The sequence below is a fragment of the Streptomyces sp. NPDC003697 genome (assembly GCF_053587115.1).
This window is the reverse complement of the sequence record NZ_JBSFNN010000031.1, coordinates 1-17,908: the sequence shown is the minus strand read 5'-3', so window position 1 is coordinate 17,908 and position 17,908 is coordinate 1. Positions and strand designations below refer to the sequence as shown.

16 protein-coding genes and 1 pseudogene are annotated in these 17,908 nt (G+C 71.1%); 11 read left to right on the top strand and 6 right to left on the bottom strand.

All coding sequences use genetic code 11. The features are described 5' to 3' along the window. Positions 1 to 128: 128 nt before the first annotated feature. Both ACWDNY_RS15160 and ACWDNY_RS15155 read left to right on the top strand, forming a co-directional pair. On the top strand, positions 129 to 824 hold the full coding sequence (locus ACWDNY_RS15160; protein ID WP_451646199.1) for a L,D-transpeptidase family protein: 696 nt from the start codon (positions 129 to 131) through the stop codon (positions 822 to 824). Between the two features lie 253 nt (positions 825 to 1,077). Next, complete coding sequence (locus tag ACWDNY_RS15155; RefSeq protein ID WP_451646198.1) at positions 1,078 to 1,263, top strand: hypothetical protein; 186 nt, start codon at positions 1,078 to 1,080, stop codon at positions 1,261 to 1,263. A gap of 357 nt (positions 1,264 to 1,620) precedes the next feature. Here ACWDNY_RS15155 and ACWDNY_RS15150 read toward each other — a convergent pair whose 3' ends face one another. Both ACWDNY_RS15150 and ACWDNY_RS15145 read right to left on the bottom strand, forming a co-directional pair. Further along, positions 1,621 to 3,000 carry a S1 family peptidase gene (locus tag ACWDNY_RS15150; protein WP_451646197.1) on the bottom strand — a complete coding sequence of 460 codons (1,380 nt, stop codon included), beginning with the start codon at positions 2,998 to 3,000 and terminating at the stop codon, positions 1,621 to 1,623. A 130-nt stretch (positions 3,001 to 3,130) separates the two neighbouring features. Further along, positions 3,131 to 4,135, bottom strand: a complete 1,005-nt coding sequence (locus ACWDNY_RS15145; protein WP_451646196.1) for a DUF3800 domain-containing protein — start codon at positions 4,133 to 4,135, stop codon at positions 3,131 to 3,133. 110 nt (positions 4,136 to 4,245) lie between these two features. Between ACWDNY_RS15145 and ACWDNY_RS15140 the strand changes: the two genes are divergently transcribed. From ACWDNY_RS15140 to ACWDNY_RS15110, 7 genes and pseudogenes are all read left to right on the top strand, one after another. Then, positions 4,246 to 4,632, top strand: a complete 387-nt coding sequence (locus ACWDNY_RS15140) for a PPOX class F420-dependent oxidoreductase (RefSeq protein WP_451646195.1) — start codon at positions 4,246 to 4,248, stop codon at positions 4,630 to 4,632. 311 nt (positions 4,633 to 4,943) lie between these two features. Then, positions 4,944 to 5,171 (top strand): annotated as a pseudogene (locus ACWDNY_RS15135) (alcohol dehydrogenase catalytic domain-containing protein); the annotation flags it as partial. Positions 5,172 to 5,478: 307 nt separating this feature from the next. Further along, a complete protein-coding gene (locus ACWDNY_RS15130; protein WP_451646194.1) occupies positions 5,479 to 6,411 on the top strand; it encodes an SRPBCC family protein in 933 nt (310 codons plus the stop codon). After that, positions 6,408 to 7,583 (top strand): zinc-dependent alcohol dehydrogenase, encoded by a 1,176-nt coding sequence (locus tag ACWDNY_RS15125; protein ID WP_451646193.1) that lies wholly within the window; start codon positions 6,408 to 6,410, stop codon positions 7,581 to 7,583. The genes ACWDNY_RS15130 and ACWDNY_RS15125 overlap by 4 nt, the downstream gene beginning before the upstream one ends. 365 nt (positions 7,584 to 7,948) lie before the next feature. Beyond that, a complete protein-coding gene (locus ACWDNY_RS15120) occupies positions 7,949 to 9,022 on the top strand; it encodes an NADH:flavin oxidoreductase/NADH oxidase (protein ID WP_451646192.1) in 1,074 nt (357 codons plus the stop codon). Between the two features lie 59 nt (positions 9,023 to 9,081). Continuing rightward, positions 9,082 to 9,468, top strand: a complete 387-nt coding sequence (locus tag ACWDNY_RS15115; RefSeq protein WP_451646191.1) for a TraR/DksA family transcriptional regulator — start codon at positions 9,082 to 9,084, stop codon at positions 9,466 to 9,468. A gap of 88 nt (positions 9,469 to 9,556) precedes the next feature. After that, positions 9,557 to 9,889, top strand: a complete 333-nt coding sequence (locus ACWDNY_RS15110) for a hypothetical protein (RefSeq protein WP_451646190.1) — start codon at positions 9,557 to 9,559, stop codon at positions 9,887 to 9,889. Between the two features lie 157 nt (positions 9,890 to 10,046). Here ACWDNY_RS15110 and ACWDNY_RS15105 read toward each other — a convergent pair whose 3' ends face one another. From ACWDNY_RS15105 to ACWDNY_RS15095, 3 genes are all read right to left on the bottom strand, one after another. Beyond that, positions 10,047 to 11,222, bottom strand: a complete 1,176-nt coding sequence (locus ACWDNY_RS15105) for a zinc-dependent alcohol dehydrogenase (RefSeq protein WP_451646189.1) — start codon at positions 11,220 to 11,222, stop codon at positions 10,047 to 10,049. Then, the gene (locus ACWDNY_RS15100; RefSeq protein ID WP_451646188.1) at positions 11,219 to 11,725 is read right to left on the bottom strand and encodes a hypothetical protein; all 507 of its coding nucleotides are present in this window, start codon (positions 11,723 to 11,725) and stop codon (positions 11,219 to 11,221) included. Before ACWDNY_RS15100 ends, ACWDNY_RS15105 begins: the two co-directional genes overlap by 4 nt. A 715-nt stretch (positions 11,726 to 12,440) precedes the next feature. Next, complete coding sequence (locus tag ACWDNY_RS15095; RefSeq protein ID WP_451646187.1) at positions 12,441 to 13,568, bottom strand: hypothetical protein; 1,128 nt, start codon at positions 13,566 to 13,568, stop codon at positions 12,441 to 12,443. A 280-nt stretch (positions 13,569 to 13,848) separates the two neighbouring features. On the opposite strand from ACWDNY_RS15095, the gene ACWDNY_RS15090 reads away from it, so the two are divergent. Further along, positions 13,849 to 15,630: a PucR family transcriptional regulator gene (locus ACWDNY_RS15090; RefSeq protein WP_451646186.1), complete on the top strand. Its 1,782-nt coding sequence runs from the start codon at positions 13,849 to 13,851 to the stop codon at positions 15,628 to 15,630. Positions 15,631 to 15,741: 111 nt separating this feature from the next. On the opposite strand, the gene ACWDNY_RS15085 is transcribed toward ACWDNY_RS15090, so the two are convergent. Next, entirely contained in the window at positions 15,742 to 17,166 is a 1,425-nt protein-coding gene (locus tag ACWDNY_RS15085; protein WP_451646185.1) for an NAD-dependent succinate-semialdehyde dehydrogenase, read from the bottom strand. Positions 17,167 to 17,369: 203 nt separating this feature from the next. On the opposite strand from ACWDNY_RS15085, the gene ACWDNY_RS15080 reads away from it, so the two are divergent. After that, positions 17,370 to 17,750 carry a DUF2267 domain-containing protein gene (locus ACWDNY_RS15080; protein WP_451646184.1) on the top strand — a complete coding sequence of 127 codons (381 nt, stop codon included), beginning with the start codon at positions 17,370 to 17,372 and terminating at the stop codon, positions 17,748 to 17,750. The last annotated feature ends 158 nt before the right edge of the window (positions 17,751 to 17,908 follow it).

The following is a 17,908-nucleotide window of genomic DNA, read 5'->3' as shown; positions in this document are numbered from 1 at the left end:
CGGCGAGCGGTCGCGCACGGCCGACTGTCACCGTTTCGTCTCAGCAGGAGCGGTTGTACAACCGGCGGTCCCCTGCCGGGGTCTAGTGGTCAGAGTCCGCACGACCGTACGAAGGGGGAAGCACGGACATGAGGGACATGGGCAGACGAGGTGCCGTGGCGCTCGGCGTCACGGGGCTGGTCGCGCCGCTCACGCTCGCACTCGGCGCCACGCCGGCGCAGGCCGCGAGCTGCACGACGCAGACCGGGCCGTACCAGAAGCAGGTGGAGAAGTTCCTCGGCCGCCCGGTGGACGGCCGCCAGTCCGCCGCCGACTGCAAGGCCGTCCGGGCCTTTCAGAACCGGCACGGCATCACGCCGAACATCGGCTACGCGGGCCCCGTGACCTGGGGTGTGATGAACCTGATGAACAAGCAGAAGGCCGTCGGCGACAAGCCCAACAGGGACGGCAGGTGTCCGGTCGACAAGGGCCGCATCGCCTGTGTGAACCTCACGCTCCAGCTCAGCTGGATCCAGGACGGCAGCCGGCTCGTCTACGGGCCCGTGCCGGTGCGCACCGGCCGCGACGGTTACGAGACCCGCACCGGCCTGAAGAAGGTCTACTGGCGGCACATCGACCACGTGTCGAGCATCTACCACGTGCCCATGCCCTACAGCCAGTTCTTCGACGGCGGCCAGGCCTTCCACTCGGTCGGCGTCAGCATGTGGAACCCGCCGGGCTCGCACGGCTGCGTGAACATGACGACCAAGGACGCGAAGAAGTACTGGTCCCTGCTGAAGAAGGGCGACGACGTCTACGTCTACGGCCGCAAGCCGGGCACCTGAGCGGGCCGGCCCGGGGGGCCTCGATCCCTCCGCCGTGTGTGCACCCGGCTGCCGCCGCCCGCGGCGCCGCCTCGTGCCGCCACCCGGCGGGGCGCCGGTGCGGTCGAGCCGCGCGGCGGCGGGGCCGGGCGGCGGTCCGGTGGCTCGCGCGCCGAACTCACCGGCGTCCGTTGGCAGATGACGTGAGCAGCAACACGTCCAAAAGGTCCGCTTTGCTTGTGATACCTCACATCGTCTTCACGCGGTGGCCCGTATGCTTCACACCATGTCCTCCACTCCTGAGCCTGTCTCCGGGCGATCGGCGGACGAGGTCAACGAGGAGATCCGGGCCCTGTGGCTGCGGTCGGGCGGGACACTGAGCGTCGAACAGCGCGAGGAGTACCGGCGGCTCGTCCTGGAATGGGCCGTGGCGGCTCCGCAGCGCGTCAGCGCGGCCTGAGCCCGCCTCGCCGCACCGGCCGGCCACGACCGGTCGCGGCGCCGCTCACCCGGTCCCGTCCCCCGTCGGCCCACCGCCCCGGCGCACCCCCGAACGCGAGGGGCGCCCGCCTCGCCCGCCCGTCCGGCATCGGCGTCCGCGTCCCGTCCTCGGCGTCCCGCCGCGTGCGCGTCGCGGCCTCCCGTCGCCCGGCTCGGCCCGGTGACGTCGTCCTCCGCAGGCGCCGTCATCTCTGTCGCCGCCGGACCGCGCCACCGAGGCAGACTGCGGACGCGGATGGCGGGCACGGCAGCCACGGCGAACGGCGGGCACGGCGGCCACCGCCGGGCGGCCGTCGCCGGTTCGCCCCGGTCCGGCTCAGCCCCAGTTGGCGGAGTAGTGGCGGCGGTAGGCCTTGCGGTCCTGTTCGGCCCGGAGCCACCGGCTGGCCACCAGCGCGATCAGACTGCCGGCGATCACCAGTAGACCCGGTCCGGCGTTGCGGGGATTCATGAGCAGCGACAGCGGGTCGGACCCGTCCGCGCCGCCCGCCGCCGGAGCCGACGAGCCGGGGGAGGCGGCACCGGGTGCGACGGCGCTGTGCGTCGCCGAGCCGGACGGGGCGGCGGACGAGCCGGCGGCCCCGCCGGGCGCCTGCCCCGCCGCCACGATCAGCTTCATGCCCGTCGCCGACAGCGCCTTGGTCACCGGCTGGAAGAACGTCGTGCCGCCGGTCGCGCAGTCGCCGCTGCCGCCCGAGGTCACGCCGAGGGCGATCCCCTCGGAGAACAGCGGGCCGCCGCTGTCCCCCGGCTCGGCGCACACCGTGGTCTGGATCAGTCCCGAGACGGTGCCCTCGGGATAGTTCACGGTCGCGTTCAACGCCGTGACCTGGCCGTCGTGGAGCCCGCTCGTGCTGCCGCTGCGGAAGACCCGCTGACCGACGTCCGGATCGGCCACCCCGGTGATCCGCACGCCCTTTCCGCCGCCGACCGCCACGACGTCCGCCCCGTCGCCCGCACGCCCCGCGGCGTACCGCACCAGGGAGAAGTCGTCGCCCGGGAAGCTGCCGGCGACCGTCCTGCCGATCTGGCGCGCGGCACGGCCGTCCGCGAACCAGACGGAGCCGGTGGGCCCGCAATGCCCGGCGGTGAGGATGAAGTCGCTGCGCCCGTCGGTCACGTTGAACCCCGCCGAGCACCGGCCGCCGGTCGACAGGATCGGCTGCGCGCCGTTGAGGCGGGTGGTGAACGTGCCCCGGGTGCGCTCCATGCGCACGAAACCGCCGATGCCCTCGGCGACCCGTGTCAGCCGTGACCAGTCCGCGGTCGAGACCGTGCTGTCGCCCTGCACGACGACCTCGTTCGTCCGGTAGTCGACCGCCCACGCGGTACCCGCCACCCGGGGCGCCGCGCGCAGGGCCGCGGTCGCCGACTTCAGCTCGCCCAGGCTGTGGCGCACGAGCTTCGCCTCGGCGCCCGCCCGCCGCACCTCGGCCGCCGCCCCCGCGTCGGTCACCGCGACCACGGGGCGCCCGTCGGAGCCGATCCAGCTGCCGGCCGTACGGGAGGCGCCGAGCCGTGTCACGAGGCCGGCTCCCGTGCCGGCGGACATGCGCGTGGAGCTGTGCGGCGCCGCGGACGTGCCGGCCGGCTCACTCGCCATGGCCTGCGTGACCATGGCTCCTCCCAGGACGAGTCCGCCGACGGCCGCCAGCCGTGTCAGTCGCCGGACGACCCGTCGTCGTACGTGCCTCATGCGTGGCTCCCGAACCCCGAAGACGCGGCCGTAACACCGCGGGGCGCTCCGGTCGTCGAACGCCCGTCCTCCATACGTGGCGAGGGCCGCCCGTGTTCAGCACGGGGTGGTCGCCCCGGGAGCGTGCCGGTCAGCAGGTGGTGGCCGCGCCCGGCCGCGCGGCAGGGCCGGGGCCGGGCGCCGGCGGGCCCAGACGGGTCCAGCTCGCGGCGTCGCCCCACACGGAGGACGCGCCGGCATAGGGCCGCAGCAGCGCGGTCAGCCCCGCCTCCCCGCGCCGGTTCAGCTCGTCGGAGGCGAGCTTGCGGGCGATGCCGGCGAGGAAGTCGGCGAGTTGCACCCGCGGGTCCTCCCGCGAGTCGACGAGCCTCAGCCCGGCCAGGTGGATGCCCTCCTGCCGGGCCGTCCGCACGATCCACTCCACGCGGTCCGCCGTGAGCATGTTCTGCTGGTCGTGCACGAGCCGGACGGGGCCGCCGTCCGCGCTCCAGTGGGCCGCCGTGCGGACGATGGCGGGCAGCAGCGGGTTGAGCAGGGGGGCCACGGCGGGACCGTCGAGCGTCCGCGTCCGGAAGTCGTCGGCGCGCGCCCGGCTGCCGGCGAGCCGCGCCAGCGTCGCCGCGACGCGCGCGTCGCAGGGCCTGCCGCGCAGCGCCTCCACGGCCCGGAGGAAGTCGTCCGCCGGCGCCGCGGGATCCGCGGTGTGCCGCACGCGCAGCAGGTGGTTGGCCGCCTCCAGGAAGTGCCGCCACGGCTCCCCGCCGAACGCCGCCGGCCCCGCCCGGTACAGCGCCGTCGCCTCCGCCGAGTCGCCGAGCAGCACGCCCAGGGCCCGGTCGACGACGAAGAACGCCTTCTCGGTGAGGTGCACGTGGGCGTGCCCGTACAGCGGGCCGGCAGGGGAGAGCAGCCATTCCAGCACCGCCCGGTGCTTCTCCCGCAGCAGGTGGTTGGCCTTGTACTCCTCGGCGGGGGAGCGGATCCGGTCCCGTATCTCCCGCACGCACCCGGCGGCGACCGCCACGGGCAGCCGCACACTGGCGTGGGCGAACACGTCGGTGTTGCCGCCGGTGAGGTTCTCACCGTCCGACCCCGACTCGTCGCAGGCGACCTCGAGGAAGGAACCCTCCGTCATCGGCCGCGTCCCGTCCTCGTGATGCCAGGTCAGCTCCCTGTCCGACCCTACCTTTCCCGTGCCGTGCCACGGATGTCATTTTCCGCGGGCGGCTGCCTACACTGCCGCGCATGGACGACACCGTGGTGGAGCGGCTCGCGGCCGGCAAGTACGTGCTGATCACCAGCTACCGGCAGAACGGCACCCCGGTCGCCACCCCCGTGTGGGTGGTCCGGGACGGTGCGGCGCTGGGGGTGTGGACGGCCGCCGGCTCCTGGAAGGTGAAGCGGATCCGCAACCGGCCCGACGTGCTCGTCGGGCCCTGCGACGTGCGTGGCAACCCGACCGGCGACCAACTGCCGGCGACCGCGGAGATCTGCGACCCGGCCACCACCGCACGCTACCGGGGCCTGATCGCCCGCAAGTACGGAGTGTTCGGCCGTCTCACGCTGCTCGGCAGCAGACTGCGCCGGGGCACGCGGGGCACCGTCGGCATCCGGGTCACCCCGGCGTCCTGAGGCCGGCGCGCCGGCCCCTGATCATGAAGTTCCGTGCGTTCTACGGCAGCGGCCAGAACCTGCGTCCCTCCCGACTCGCCATGGTTGTTTCGGGTGGAGGACTGGCGGGGACCCGGGCGGAGGGTCGTCGGCGGGCCGGTGTTGTGCCGGGGGGCCGGCGGCGCCGTTCCACCTGAACAGGGGTGAACGGCTTCCACAGGCGTGCCGGAGCGAGGGCCCGGGCCGCGGCAGGTTCACGGGCTCTGGGCTCCTCTGCGCCGTTTCCGTCACCGTTGCGCTGCGGCCGTGCCGTGGCGTGTAGGGAAGTCATCATGAAAGCAGCGGTATATGAGGGACCGCGCACGGTCGCGGTGAAGGACGTGCCGGACGCGAAGATCGAGCATCCGTGCGACATCATCGTCAAGATCACCACCACCAACACGTCGTTCGAGTCCGGCCGGACCCTGGGACACGAGAACATGGGCCAGGTCGTGCAGGTCGGCTCGGCGGTGCGCAAGGTCAAGGTCGGCCAGTACGTGGTCCTGCCCTTCACAACGGCGACCCCCCGCCTCCGGCCCGGCAACACGGCCAGCGATTCCGCCCGCCCAGCTTGACCGGTGCGGACCTCCACGCCAGGCCCGCGCCCATCCCTCAAGTCAATGCCATGGATCTGGGCCGGTCATGATGCTGGGCAAGCCCATGGCACGCGTCACGTACGCCGCGACCGGACGACTGCGCCGGTTGGGCACGGAGGTTGAGGGCCGAACGCGGACCACGCGGTCAGTCCGGCGTCGTCCGCTGTGCGTGCTTCAGCTTCTCACTCACGTGACCCGCCTCTCTTCCCCCCACCTCACCTTTGAAGCCCCCATGAAGACAGACACCCAAACCACCCTGCAGCACGATCCGCTCGTCCGCGGCCTCGGCTGGGCCAGTGCGCTCATGGGCGTCCCCCAGGTCGTCGCCCCGGGGCGCTTCGCCCGGGCACTGGGCGTGGACGACGCCCCCCGGCATCGTCTGGCCACGACCGCCGTCGGAGTGCGCGAGCTGGCGGCGGCGACCGGACTGCTGGGGCGGCCGCATCCCGCCTGGCTCTGGGGCCGCGTCAGCGGCGACCTGATGGATCTGACGATGCTGACCCGGGCCCTGAAGAACCACGACGGCCGCGGCCTCGGCCGCACCCTTGCCGCGACCGCCGGGGTCACCGCGATCACGGCCACGGACGTCTACGCGGCCGTGACCCGCACGCGTAGGAGCACTCCCATGGAACTGACCGCGACCACCACCGTCACCCGGCCCCCGGACGAGGTGTACGGCCTGTGGCGCGACCTGAAGCGACTGCCGGACTTCATGGCGCACCTGGACGAGGTGCGCATCACCGGCCCGCGCACAAGCCACTGGCGGGCCAGCGCGCCGTTCGGCAGGACGGTCGAGTGGGACGCCGAGATCACTGAGGACGTCCCCGGCCGGCTGATCGCCTGGCGGTCGGTACCCGGTGCCGACGTCGACAACTCCGGCGAGGTCCGCTTCACGCCCGCCCCCGGCGGCCGCGGCACGGAGATCCGGGTGACCCTGCGCTATGACCTGCCCGGCGGGGCGCTGGGCCAGGCCGCAGCCCGCTACTTCGGCGAGGAGCCGCACCAGCAGCTGGACGACGACCTTCGCCGCTTCAAGCAGGTCGCGGAGATCGGCGAGGTCGTCCGCTCCGAGGGCGCACCCGGCGGCAAGCGGGCCCGCCGGGAGTTCCCGCAGCACCCGGCCCGACCGCTGACCGAAGACGAACTGAAGGAGGCCCTGGCATGAAGGCGAACTGCTGGACGGGACGCAACTCGGTCGAGGTGCAGGACGTCCCCGAACCCTCGATCCTGAACCGCCGCGACGCCATCGTGAAGATCACCTCAGCGGCGATCTGCGGCTCCGACCTCCATCTGCTCGACGGCTACGTCCCCACCATGGAAAAGGGCGACGTCATGGGCCACGAGTTCATGGGAGAGATCATCGAGGTCGGACCGGGCATCGGCGACGACAAACTGCGCGTCGGCGACCGTGTCGTCGTGCCCTTCCCCATTGCCTGCGGCGCGTGCGTGGCCTGCCGCGCGGAGCTGTACTCGTGCTGCGAGAACACCAACCCCAACGCCGGCCTCTCCGAGAAGTTCTTCGGTCACCCCGTCGCCGGCATCTACGGCTACTCACACCTCACCGGTGGCTTCGCCGGCGGCCAGGCCGAGTACGCCCGGGTGGTGCTCGCCGACGTCAACGCTCTCAAGGTCGATTCGGACCTCGCCGACGAGCAGGTGCTCTTCCTGTCCGACATCCTGCCGACCGGGTACATGGGCGCCGACATGTGCGACATCGACGAAGGTGACGTCGTCGCCGTCTGGGGCGCCGGCCCGGTCGGCCAGTTCGCCATGGACAGCGCCCGCGTCCTGGGCGCGGAAAAGGTCATCGCGATCGACAAGGAGAGCTACCGGCTGGAGATGGCCGCCGCCCAGGGCTACACGCCCGTCGACTTCGAGGACGTCGACGTACGGTCGGCTCTGCTGGAACTCACCGGCGGCCGCGGCCCCGACAAGTGCATCGACGCGGTCGGAATGGAGGCCACCCACGGTGCCTCCCACATCCAGCTCTTCGATCGCGCCAAGCAGGCGGTCCGCGCCGAGACCGACCGGCCGCACGCCCTGCGCCAGGCCATACTGTCCTGCCGCAGCGGTGGTGTGGTGTCGGTCATCGGCGTCTACGCCGGACTGATCGACAAGTTCCCGGCCGGTGCGTGGATGAACAGGTCCCTGACCCTGCGGACCGGGCAGTGCCACGTCCAGAGGTACATGAAGCGGCTGCTGGGTCTGATCGAGCAGGGCAGGATCGACCCCACCCGGGTGATCACCCACCGGCTGCCCCTGACCGAGGCACCGACGGGCTACGACCTGTTCAAGAACAAGAAGGACCGCTGCGAGAAGGTCGTCCTCAAGCCGTGAGGACCGCGCCGACGAACCGCGGCACCATGTGCCGCTGACACCGACGAGCGGAGCCGGCCCCGGGGAACGTGCGCAGACACTCGGAGCAGCGGGCGGTTCTGCGAGAGCCTTCCTTCTGCTTCTGCGCAGGTGGTCACCCTTGCACGTGGTGGTTTCCCGGGAGCTGCGCCGCCTCACCCGGACCGCGGACCGGGACGCCGCGTGCCGGCACCTCGGCGAAGCTCGCCCGGCCGGTGGTGTGTGTGCCACCAGCGGCCGGGTACCCGGGTGCACGGACCGTGAGGGGCGCCCCGTACGAGCCCGGGCCGTCACGGCTCGACGGCTGCGGGGCACCCGTCGTCCCCCATCCCCCTGCGAGGCCTCCGATGAGCCGTCTCTTCTCGCCGCTCACCCTCCGCGGCACGACCTTCCCGAACCGGTCCTGGGTGGCCCCCATGTGCCAGTACAGCTCGGTCGACGGGTATCCGCAGGACTGGCATCTGGTCCATCTCGGCTCCCTGGCACGCGGCGGGTCCGGCCTGGTCATGCAGGAGGCCACGGCAGTGGAACCTGAGGGCCGGATCACCCCTTCCGACGCCGGCATCTGGGACGACGGGCAGGCCGCCGCGTACAAGCGCATCACCGACTTCGTCCACGGGCAGGGAGCCATCGCCGGCATCCAGATCTCCCATGCCGGCCGCAAGGCGTCGACGGCACCGCCCTGGGAGGGTGACGAGTACGTCGGACCGGAGGCCGGTGGATGGCAGACGGTGGCACCGTCACCGCTGCCGTTCGGCGACTGGCCGACCCCGCGGGAGCTCAGTGCGGACGACATCCGCGCTCTGGTCCGGGCCTTCGGCGAGGCGGCCGCGCGGGCGCTGTCCGCCGGCTTCGAGGTTCTGGAGATCCACGCTGCGCACGGCTATCTGTTGCACCAGTTCCTGTCACCGCTGTCCAACCACCGCAGCGACGAGTACGGAGGCGATCTCGACGGGCGCAGCCGTTTCCTCGTCCAGGTCACCGACGCCGTACGGGCGCACTGGCCGGAGGACCGCCCGCTGTTCGTACGCTTCTCCGCCACGGACTGGGCCGACGGCGGCTGGACCCCGGAGGAGACGGTGGAGGTGTCGCGGCACCTGGTGTCCCACGGCGTCGACCTGGTGGACGTCACCAGCGGCGGGCTCGTCCACAACGCCCGCATCGAGGTGGAGCCCGGCTACCAGGTGCCCTTCGCCCGAGCCGTCCGCGAGGGCGCGGCCCTGCCCGTCTCCGCGGTCGGCCTGATCACCGCACCGGAGCAGGCCGACCAGATTCTCGTGGACCGCTCGGCCGACGCGATCATGCTCGCGCGTGAACTGCTGCGCAACCCGACCTGGCCGCTCCGCGCGGCCCACGTGCTGGGTGACGACGTCCCATGGCCGAAGCAGTACCAGCGTGGCCGCCCACGTCGTCATCGCTGAGGCCGTCGTCGTGCCCGAGACCCGGGAATTCAGCACAAGGCAAGGAGGTTTCCTCCGGTATGAGTGATTCGTGCAATAATGCGGCTTTTCCCGCACACCAGAGCGAGTCGGCGCGTGCGCTGCTCGCGGCCGACCGTGTCAGCACACTGCAGCAGATATCCGCCCTGAGCCGTGAGTTCGAAGGGATCGTCGAGGCGAACGCGCTGGTGGCCATTGACGACGAGCACGACCCGGAAGGGGCGAGCACGGCCTTCGAGCGGGCGCACGTCGCCGCCCTGCTGTCCCAGGCGCGCGAGCATCTGAACGATCTGGATCACGCCTTGGAGCGGTTGGAGAGAGGCGACTACGGGCGCTGCGAGCAATGCGGTGAGCCGATCCGGACGGAGCGCCTCGAAGTTCGGCCGGCGGCGAAGACCTGCGTGCGCTGCGCGTCCGCAGCACATTGAAGCCTGCCCGGCTGAGGGCACGACATGTCGGCGATCGAATGGACCGGGTTCCCGAGGTGGCATCCGACGGGCCGCGGACGCAACGGCCGTGGTGTGCGCGGGCCTGGGCACGGCGCGGATGGCGCGCGACGTGGGGCTGCTCCCCGTACGGCCGGCAGCCCACGTCCGCCTCATCTTCCAGCTCAGGGGAGCGCCCCCGGAACGGGTCGCCTGCCTGCAGGACAGCAGCGGCGACTTCGGGGAGGTGGGCGTCTACGCGGCCCCCTACCCCGGCAACAGTGAGGTGCGGGAGGACGGCAGCTTCGTGGACCCCGAAGCGCTGGACGCTCTCAAACTGGGACGGGCATTGGCCGGCGCGGCCATGGCCGAAGAACTCGAGGAGGACCTGCGTCCGTCGGCAGCACTCGGCCGGCCTGGTTGAACGCCCCACCAGTTGGCGCAGCCCGCTCCGACGACAGGGGCGCCGACGAGGCGCGGTGAAGCCGGTACGCCCCCAGTCCTCCTGAAGACCGTTCGAGTTCTTCGGTGATGAGCCGGCACGGGCCAACGCCGTCCGGTCACTGGTCCATACGCTTCAATCACCGGCCGGGTTGGAAGACCGCGCGTACGCACCCGTCGAGCTTCTCCTTGAAGAGTTCGTATCCCTTCGGCCCGTCATCCAGGGGCATGACGTGGGTGGCCAGGTGGGCTGTCTTCAGCTCGCCCTTTTCCATGCGCTCCAGGAGCATGGGGATGTAGCGGTGGCCGTGCTGCTGGGCGCCGCGCAGGGTCAGGCCCTTGTTCATCACCGCGCCCAGCGGGAACTTGTCGGCGAAGCCCGCGAAGACGCCGAGGATGAATACGCTGCCGCCCTTGCGGCATGCCTGGATGGCCTGGCGTGCGGCGGCGGATCGATCGGTCTGCAGGCGCAGCTGCTGTTTGGCTTGGTCGTAGAGCTGCTGCACTCCGGAGCTGTGGGCCTCCATGCCGACCGCCTCGATGCACACGTCCGGGCCGCGGCCGCCGCTCCTCTCGCGCAGTTCGGCGTCGATGTCGGTCTTTTCGTAGTTCAGGGTCTCCGCACCGATGTGCCGGCGGGTCATGTCCAGGCGGTACTCGAAGCGGTCGATGGCGATGACCCGGTCGGCGCCGAGCAGTATCGCGGCCCGCGCGGCCATCTGGCCGACGGCTCCGCACCCCCACACGGCAACCACGTCGCCCGGCTTCACCCCGCCGAGATCGGCACCCATCCACCCGGTGGGCGCCGAGTCGGAGGCGAACAGCGCCGTCGTGTCGTCCAGGGCGTCCGGTACCGGGAAGGCCCCTTGGTCGGCGTACGGGACGCGGATGTACTCGGCGTGGCTCCCGGCGAAGCCGCCCAGGGCGTGGGAGTAGCCGTAACAGCCGCCTGGGGCGGAACCCCAGAGGTGCTCGGTGATGGCGGGATTGGTGTTGCCGTTGTCACACAACGAGAAGAGACCCTGTTTGCAGTACCAGCAGCGGCCGCAGGAGATGAAGGAGCAGACCACCACGCGATCGCCTACCTTGTGCCGCTTCACCCGCGGTCCCGTCTCCACGACCTCGCCGATGAATTCGTGGCCGAGGATGTCGCCGGCCCGCATGAACGGGATGTACCCGCCCAGCAGATGCAGGTCCGAACCGCAGGTCACGGTCTGCGACACCTTGACGATCGCGTCCTGCTCATTGCGGAGCGCGGGGTCGGGTGTCTCCTCCACGGACAGGTTGTTGGTGCCCTGCCAGGTCAGTGCCTTCACAGCCGTCCACCACCTTGAGCCTTCTCGATCATCTTGTCCAGCGGGCGCCCGGTGACCGTGGGCCGGTCGGTCGGCGGCCAGTCGGGGAGGAGGACCTCACCCGTCTCGACCAGCGCCTTGGCGTGTCGCAGCGCGGTGCGCAGTTCCTGGACCGGGTCGTGTCCGGTCTCCCGCTCGGAGGTGTCGTGCAGCCCGGCATGCTCCATGTCGCGCAGCCGGGCCGCCAGTTCCGTTCCGCGGTCCCCGGGGGCGGGGCGCAACTGGGTGTCGATGGCGTCCTCGAGCCGGGCGAGCGGCTCCGGCAGCTTTCCGCCGGGCGCCACTTCGTCGGCGGACGCGTAGATTGTCATCACGTGCCAGCGCGGCTCGGTCTCCCGGGCGTGGGAGGCTCCCGATCGGATGGCCTCGCCGGCGCGGCGGGCCACTGAGACCGCGGCGCTCAGGGCCTCGGTTCCCATCTCGACCACGGTGGAGACCGCGCCGCTTGCTGTGGGCTTCTTCACGACTTCGTTCCTTTCTGAACGGCGATCTCCCGGGCTGCCCCCGTAGCCGCGTGAGTCCGTGCGATGTCTGCGGGCGCCTGGGGTGCAGCGGCACGGCCGCAGCGCAACGGTGACGGAAACGGCGCAAAGGAGCCCCGAGCCCGTGAACCCGCCGAGGCCCGGGCCCTCGCTCCGGCACGCCTGTGGAAGCCGTTCACCCCTGTTCAGGTGGAAGGGCGCCGCCGGCCCCCCGGCACAACACCGGCCCGCCGACGACCCTCCGCCCGGGTCCCCGCCAGCCCTCCACCCGAAACAACCATGCGCCGATCGACCAACCCATGAGCACGAACCAGGGCCGGTCTTCGAAGGTCACTGGGTGATGGATGACGGCATGGTGACACAACGTCACGAACTCAACGCCTGGAGCGGGAGTTGCTCTTTCCGCCGGTACCGTGGGCGCGACGGGAGGGCGCGTGCGGCGAACCGGGGCAGGCCGCCGTCACCGGACGGTCCAGCGTGTGCGCGCGCTCTCTTGGGACGGATCCGCGCCCCCGCACCGGCCCGGGCCGATCACGCCGCCGTCCTGATCACGTCATCGCGGATCAAGGTCTGACAGGCTTCGCGGAGCCGCGGGAACCGGATCGAGGGATGCTTCAGCCAGCCCGAGAGTTTCCGCGGCATCGCCACCGGACATCAGAAGATCGACGTCTCCGGCGAAGTGGCGGTCGTCCCCGCGTCATTGCTGCTCCGGGCGAGATCCGTTCGAAGACGGCTCCTCGTCACCGTGGTCCTCCTGCAGCATCCGGCGACGTTCGTGTTCGCGCTTGGAGAAGGCGGCCGCCCGGATCGCCTCGTCACTCTCCAGGCCCGATCCCAGCGCGCCGCCCACTGTGGCAATCGAAGCGACCAGCCAGGACAACGTCCAGTACTCCGAGGCGTGCAGCGGAGTGTGTGTCGTGGAGGCGAACACTCGGTCGTTGAGGATGAACAGCGCCCACACCAGGTTGACGACCAGCAAACCCGCGTAGCAGACAAGAACCCCGAAACCCACGGTCACAATCGTCGAGGCGTTGTAGAGGCTCGTCCTCTTCCTCTCCTCCGGCGAGGTGTCTTTTGATCGATGCCACAGGTGCGCGTCCACGATCAGCCAGACGATCATAAGCGTGACAGACCCGACCATGGCGATCACGAGGCGCAGCGTGCTCTGGGACTCGGCCAGGCTCCAGATGGTGGAGTTCACGCTGGCGATGGCTCCCGTGGCGAGTGCGGCGGCCAGGGCTTTCTTCAGGCCCGGCACCAACCGCCACGGCCGGTTGGCGCGGACCATACCGGCCAGCACCCTGAGGTACCCGCGCGGCCCGCTGACGACGTACCGCAGATCAGCGGGCTCCTCCTCGGCGATCGGGCCCCGGTGAACAGGCGCGAGACGACTGACGAAGCGTCCCAGCCTCCGACGCTGCGGAGGTTCCCCAGCCCCGGTGGCCGGCGGACTCGCCAAGCTGAGCACGGCTTCCTCCACCGCCCGCAGGGCTCTTCTCTTGAGACGCAGACCCCCCAGCGGAGGAAGGGACAGCAGCGCCACGCCGTGTTCATGGTTCAGGTCCACCACGAGCTTGCGCCCATGCGAGTGCAGTGGAAGGTCGGTGAGGGCGACGACGATGTCCCAGTTCTCCGCTCTCCTACGGTCTATGATCCGGCGCATCACGGTGGAGAGGTCCTCGGTCCCTGCGGTGAAGGGCTCACTGACCACCTGTACGTCGAACCGTCGTCCCTGGCCCGACCTCTGGGCGAGCCGAGCAGGAAGGACCCGGGCCAGGTGCTTCGCGATCTCCGTCGGCGTGTCCGGGTCCGCCAGGAGAGTCACGCGCGTAACGCTCTGCGACGACACCCGTATCACCGGACCCTTCTCGCTGCCCCGCCGGTCCCCAGTGCCCAGGATGTCCCCGGCATAACGTCGCCGCCCCGTGAGACGCCGGCCCTCGCTGACAGGTGCAGGCGGGGTACGACCAGGTTTCCTCGTCCTCCCAGTACAGGGCCCGGCCCCACGAGTACGGGAGAACGAATACGCATATCTCGGGTAAACCGGCCCGGGGGCGGGTACGCGGAACGCCTCTCCTGAAGGCTCCGAGGGACGGAGTGATCCCATGGCCGGCAGTCGGGCGCACAGCCTGTACCACCGATACTCCGGCCGGAAGAGCAACCTTCCGCGGGGCGGAGTGCGGCGGCACCCCACGGCCGCGCGCGGAGGGCCCCTCCCACCCGCTCGCACCCCATCAGACCATGCCCTCCACGAACTGGTCGCGCTCTCCCGCGCCCTGTTCGAGGCCTCGGACGAGGGCGAGATCCTGCGCCTGGCCATGGACCACATGGCCGCCGCGGGGCCGTACAGTGCCGAGGCCGGGTACCTCAACGTGGGCGGCGACCTGGTCCCCAGCCCGAGGAACGGGCAGATGCACGCCTTGTCCGTGGGCCGGAGGGTGCGAGAGCTGGCCGGGCAGGACGGCCCCGTGACCGTACCCGGCAGGCCCTGGGGCCGGGCCCTGGGGCTCCGCGGCATTGAGGGGCTCCACGGCTACCTCGTGGTGACGTCCCGCTCCCGGCCCGACGAGACCGAGCGGTACCTGCTCGCCACGCTCGTCCGGCAGACCGCTGCCGCCCTGTCAGTCGCCTCCGCACACCGCCGTCAACGCGAGGACGCGCTGGAGCTGCGCCGACTGAGGGACGAACGCACAGCCCTCCAGCGGCAGCTGATCTCCGTCGCGGCTGAGCTGGGGTACCAGCGGGCCGTTCATGCGCTCATGGCCGACGTCGCCGCCTCGGGCGGCGGCGAGGAAGCCATCACCCGCGCACTGCACAGACTCACCGGGCTTCCAGCGCTGGTCGAGGACCGCTTCGGCCGGCTGAGGTCCTGGACCGGGCCCGGCCGCCCCGACCCGTATCCCGAACCGGACCCCGTGCGCCGGGACGAAATACTGCACGACGTCGCCAGGGAAGTGGGGCCGGTGCGGATGAAGGACCGGCTGATCATGCCGGTCCGCCGGCACGGCGAGATCCTCGGCGTGCTGGCCCTGGTCGATGCCCGGTACGAGGCCGACGAGCACACCCTGCTCGCCCTCGGACACGCCGCCACGTCGCTCGCCCTGGAGCTGGCGCATCTGCGCAATCTGGCCGAAGTGGAGCTGAGGCTGCACCGCGAACTGGCCGACGACCTCCTGGCAGGGACGGACCAGGCGAGCGCCTACGCCCGGTCCGAGGCGGTCGGACACGACCTGCACCGCAGCCACTACGTCGTCGTGGTGCAGTGGTCGAACCGGACCGCGGACGACTCCTTCACGCAGACCGTGGGCCGGGCGGCCTCTGCCGTGGGCATGCGCTCGCTGCTGACCCGCCGCTCCGACCACGTCGTCCTGATCGCGGACGACAGACCGCACGCCCACGCGCTGTACGAGGCGCTCGCCCGGGAGACCGGGACACGGTCCGGGACGATCGGGGTGAGCGCCTGTAGCGACTCCCTGGCCGACATCCCCCACCACTACCAGGAGGCGCAGCGCGCCCTGGAAGTGCGCCGTCACTGCCGCCAACGCTGTGGCACGTCGTTCTTCGAAGAGCTTGGCATCTACCGCATCCTGGGACCCGGCAACGATTACCGGGAACTGGAGACGTTCGTCCAGGAGTGGCTCGGGCAGCTCATCGACTACGACTCCCGGCACCAAGCGGCCATGGTGGAGACCCTGTCCCGGTACTTCGACTGCGGCGGCAACTACGACGAGACCGCAGAATCCCTGGCGATCCACCGCAGCACGCTGCGCTATCGGCTCCAGCGCATCCGCGACATCAGCGGCAAGGACCTCGCGGACGTCGAGGACCGGCTGAACCTCCAGGTGGCGACCCGAGTGTGGAAGATCGTGCTGGGCGGGCCCGGTTGACTCCTCGCCGGAAAGAACCAGGACTTCAGCCTCCGACGGGCGGCATCTGCCGAGCGAGCGCGGCCGACCGGGCGGCATCCGCCGAGCCCGGTCGGTCGACCGGCTCGGAGGTCAGCCCAGCACCTCCGCGATCGGGGCGTCGGCGTCCACGTAGCGCACGAGCTTGCGGTTCGCGAATTCCACGATGCCCACGTCGCCTAGTTCGCGCCCGTAGCCGGAGCGCTTGATGCCGCCGAAGGGCAGCTCCGGTCGCGACGCGGTCGGGTGGTTGATCCACACCATGCCCGCCTCCAGCCGGTTCGCGACCCCGCGAGCACGTTCCGGGTCGGCGGCGAAGACCGCGCCTCCCAGGCCGTAGCGGGAAGTGTTGGCCAGTGCCACGGCCTCGTCCTCGTCCTCGACCCGGTAGACCGTGGCGACGGGGCCGAAGAGCTCTTCGTGGTAGGCCCGCATGTCCGGTGTGACGTCGGTCAGGATGGTCGGCTCGACGAAGGCGCCCGGCAGGTCGGGCCGCCCGCCGCCCAGCACCACCGTGGCCCCCTTGTCCACCGCGTCGCGGACCTGCTCCATCAGGTGTTCGGCCGCGGCCTCGGAGGACAGCGGGCCGAGCGTGGTGGCGGGGTCGGCCGGATCTCCCGGCCGCACCTCGCTCATCCGGTCACGCAGCCCGGTGAGGAAGGCGTCGTAGACGTCGGCAAGGGCGATGAAGCGCTTGGCCGCCACGCAGCACTGCCCGGTGTTGCCCATCCGGCCGAGGAACGCGGCGTACACGGTGCGCTCGAGGTTGTGACCGTCCAGCACGACGAAGGGATCACTGCCACCGAGCTCGAGGACGGACTTCTTGACGTTGCGGCCGGCGATCTCACCCACGCTCATGCCCGCGCGCTCGCTTCCGGTCAGTGACGCTCCCTGCACACGGGAGTCGTCGATGATGTTTCCGACGTCCCTGCCGCGCACGAAGAGATTGGTATAGACCCCGGTCGGCACACCGGCATCCTTGAACAGCTGCTCCAGTGCCAGTGCGGACTGGGGGCAACTGCTCGCGTGCTTGAGCAGGATCGTGTTGCCGAGGACGAGGTTCGGACCCGCGAATCGGACCACCTGGTACAGCGGGAAGTTCCAGGGCATCACACCGAGAAGGACGCCGAGCGGCTCGTTCACCAGCACGGCCGTGCCGTCGGGCACCGGCAGGGGTCGTTCTTCCAGCAGCTCGGGGCCGTGCTCGCCGTAGTAGATGAGGATGTCGGACGCGAGGTCGACCTCCGCACGGCTCGAGTTGATCAGCTTGCCGACCTCGAGGGTCAGCAACCGCGCCAGTTCCTCCTTGCGTTCCTTCATGAGCCGGCCGGCACGTTGCACGACGGCCCCACGGTCGGTCGTCGACCGGGCCCTCCAGTCGGGAAAGCCACGGTGCGCCGCGTCGATCGCGCGCCCCACTTCCTCCGGGCTCAGCGCCGGGAACTCGCGAACCCTTTCACCGGTGTACGGATTGACCGTGGCGATGGGGCTTCTCTGGGTAGTGACATGGGCGTCCATGACGCCTCCCTGAGGTCGGGTAGCTCGGGTCCCCACGCCCGGACCTGCTCACACCTGCTCACACCTGCTGATGTCCGTCTTCAACACCGTCCTGGCCGGTCGTGGTCACCGCCGTCCGTGCGCGGGCGCGGACCGGGTCGGCGTGGCAGGCTGGCAGGGGGCCGCGCCGTTCGACGCAACACAGCAGCGAAGGAGGACGACGCATGGATGAGCGGAGTTTCGTCCGTACCGTCGCCGAGCGCACCGGACTGAGCCGTCAGGAGGCGGCGGACCTGACCTGGGCCACCCTCGAGACGCTGGCCCACAGGCTGAGCCCCGGGGAGGCCAGGGACCTGATCACCGAACTCCCCGAGGGCCTCGCGGAGGCGGTGCGCCGGGGATCCACGGACCGCATCGAGCGCTTCGGCCACTCCGACGGCGTGCGGCGCGTGGCCGAACGCACCATGCTCAAGGAGGAGGAAGCCGACCGGGGCGTGCGGGCCGTACTGGCCGTGCTCCGGGAGGCGATCAGCGAGAAGGAGTTCAGGGACCTGATGTCGCAGCTCGGAGCGGACTTCTCCCAGGCCCTCGAGTCCGGCGGGTGACCACGGATCCTCCGGCACGCCGACCGTGCCACGGCGGCAGGGGGTCCTGCTGCAGATGTCGCGGCCGGAGCGAAGCGGAGGACGCAGGAGGCCGGACACCATCGCCCTGTGACGCTCCGGGCCGCGGCCCGGAGCGTCACAGGGCGATGGTGTGGAGG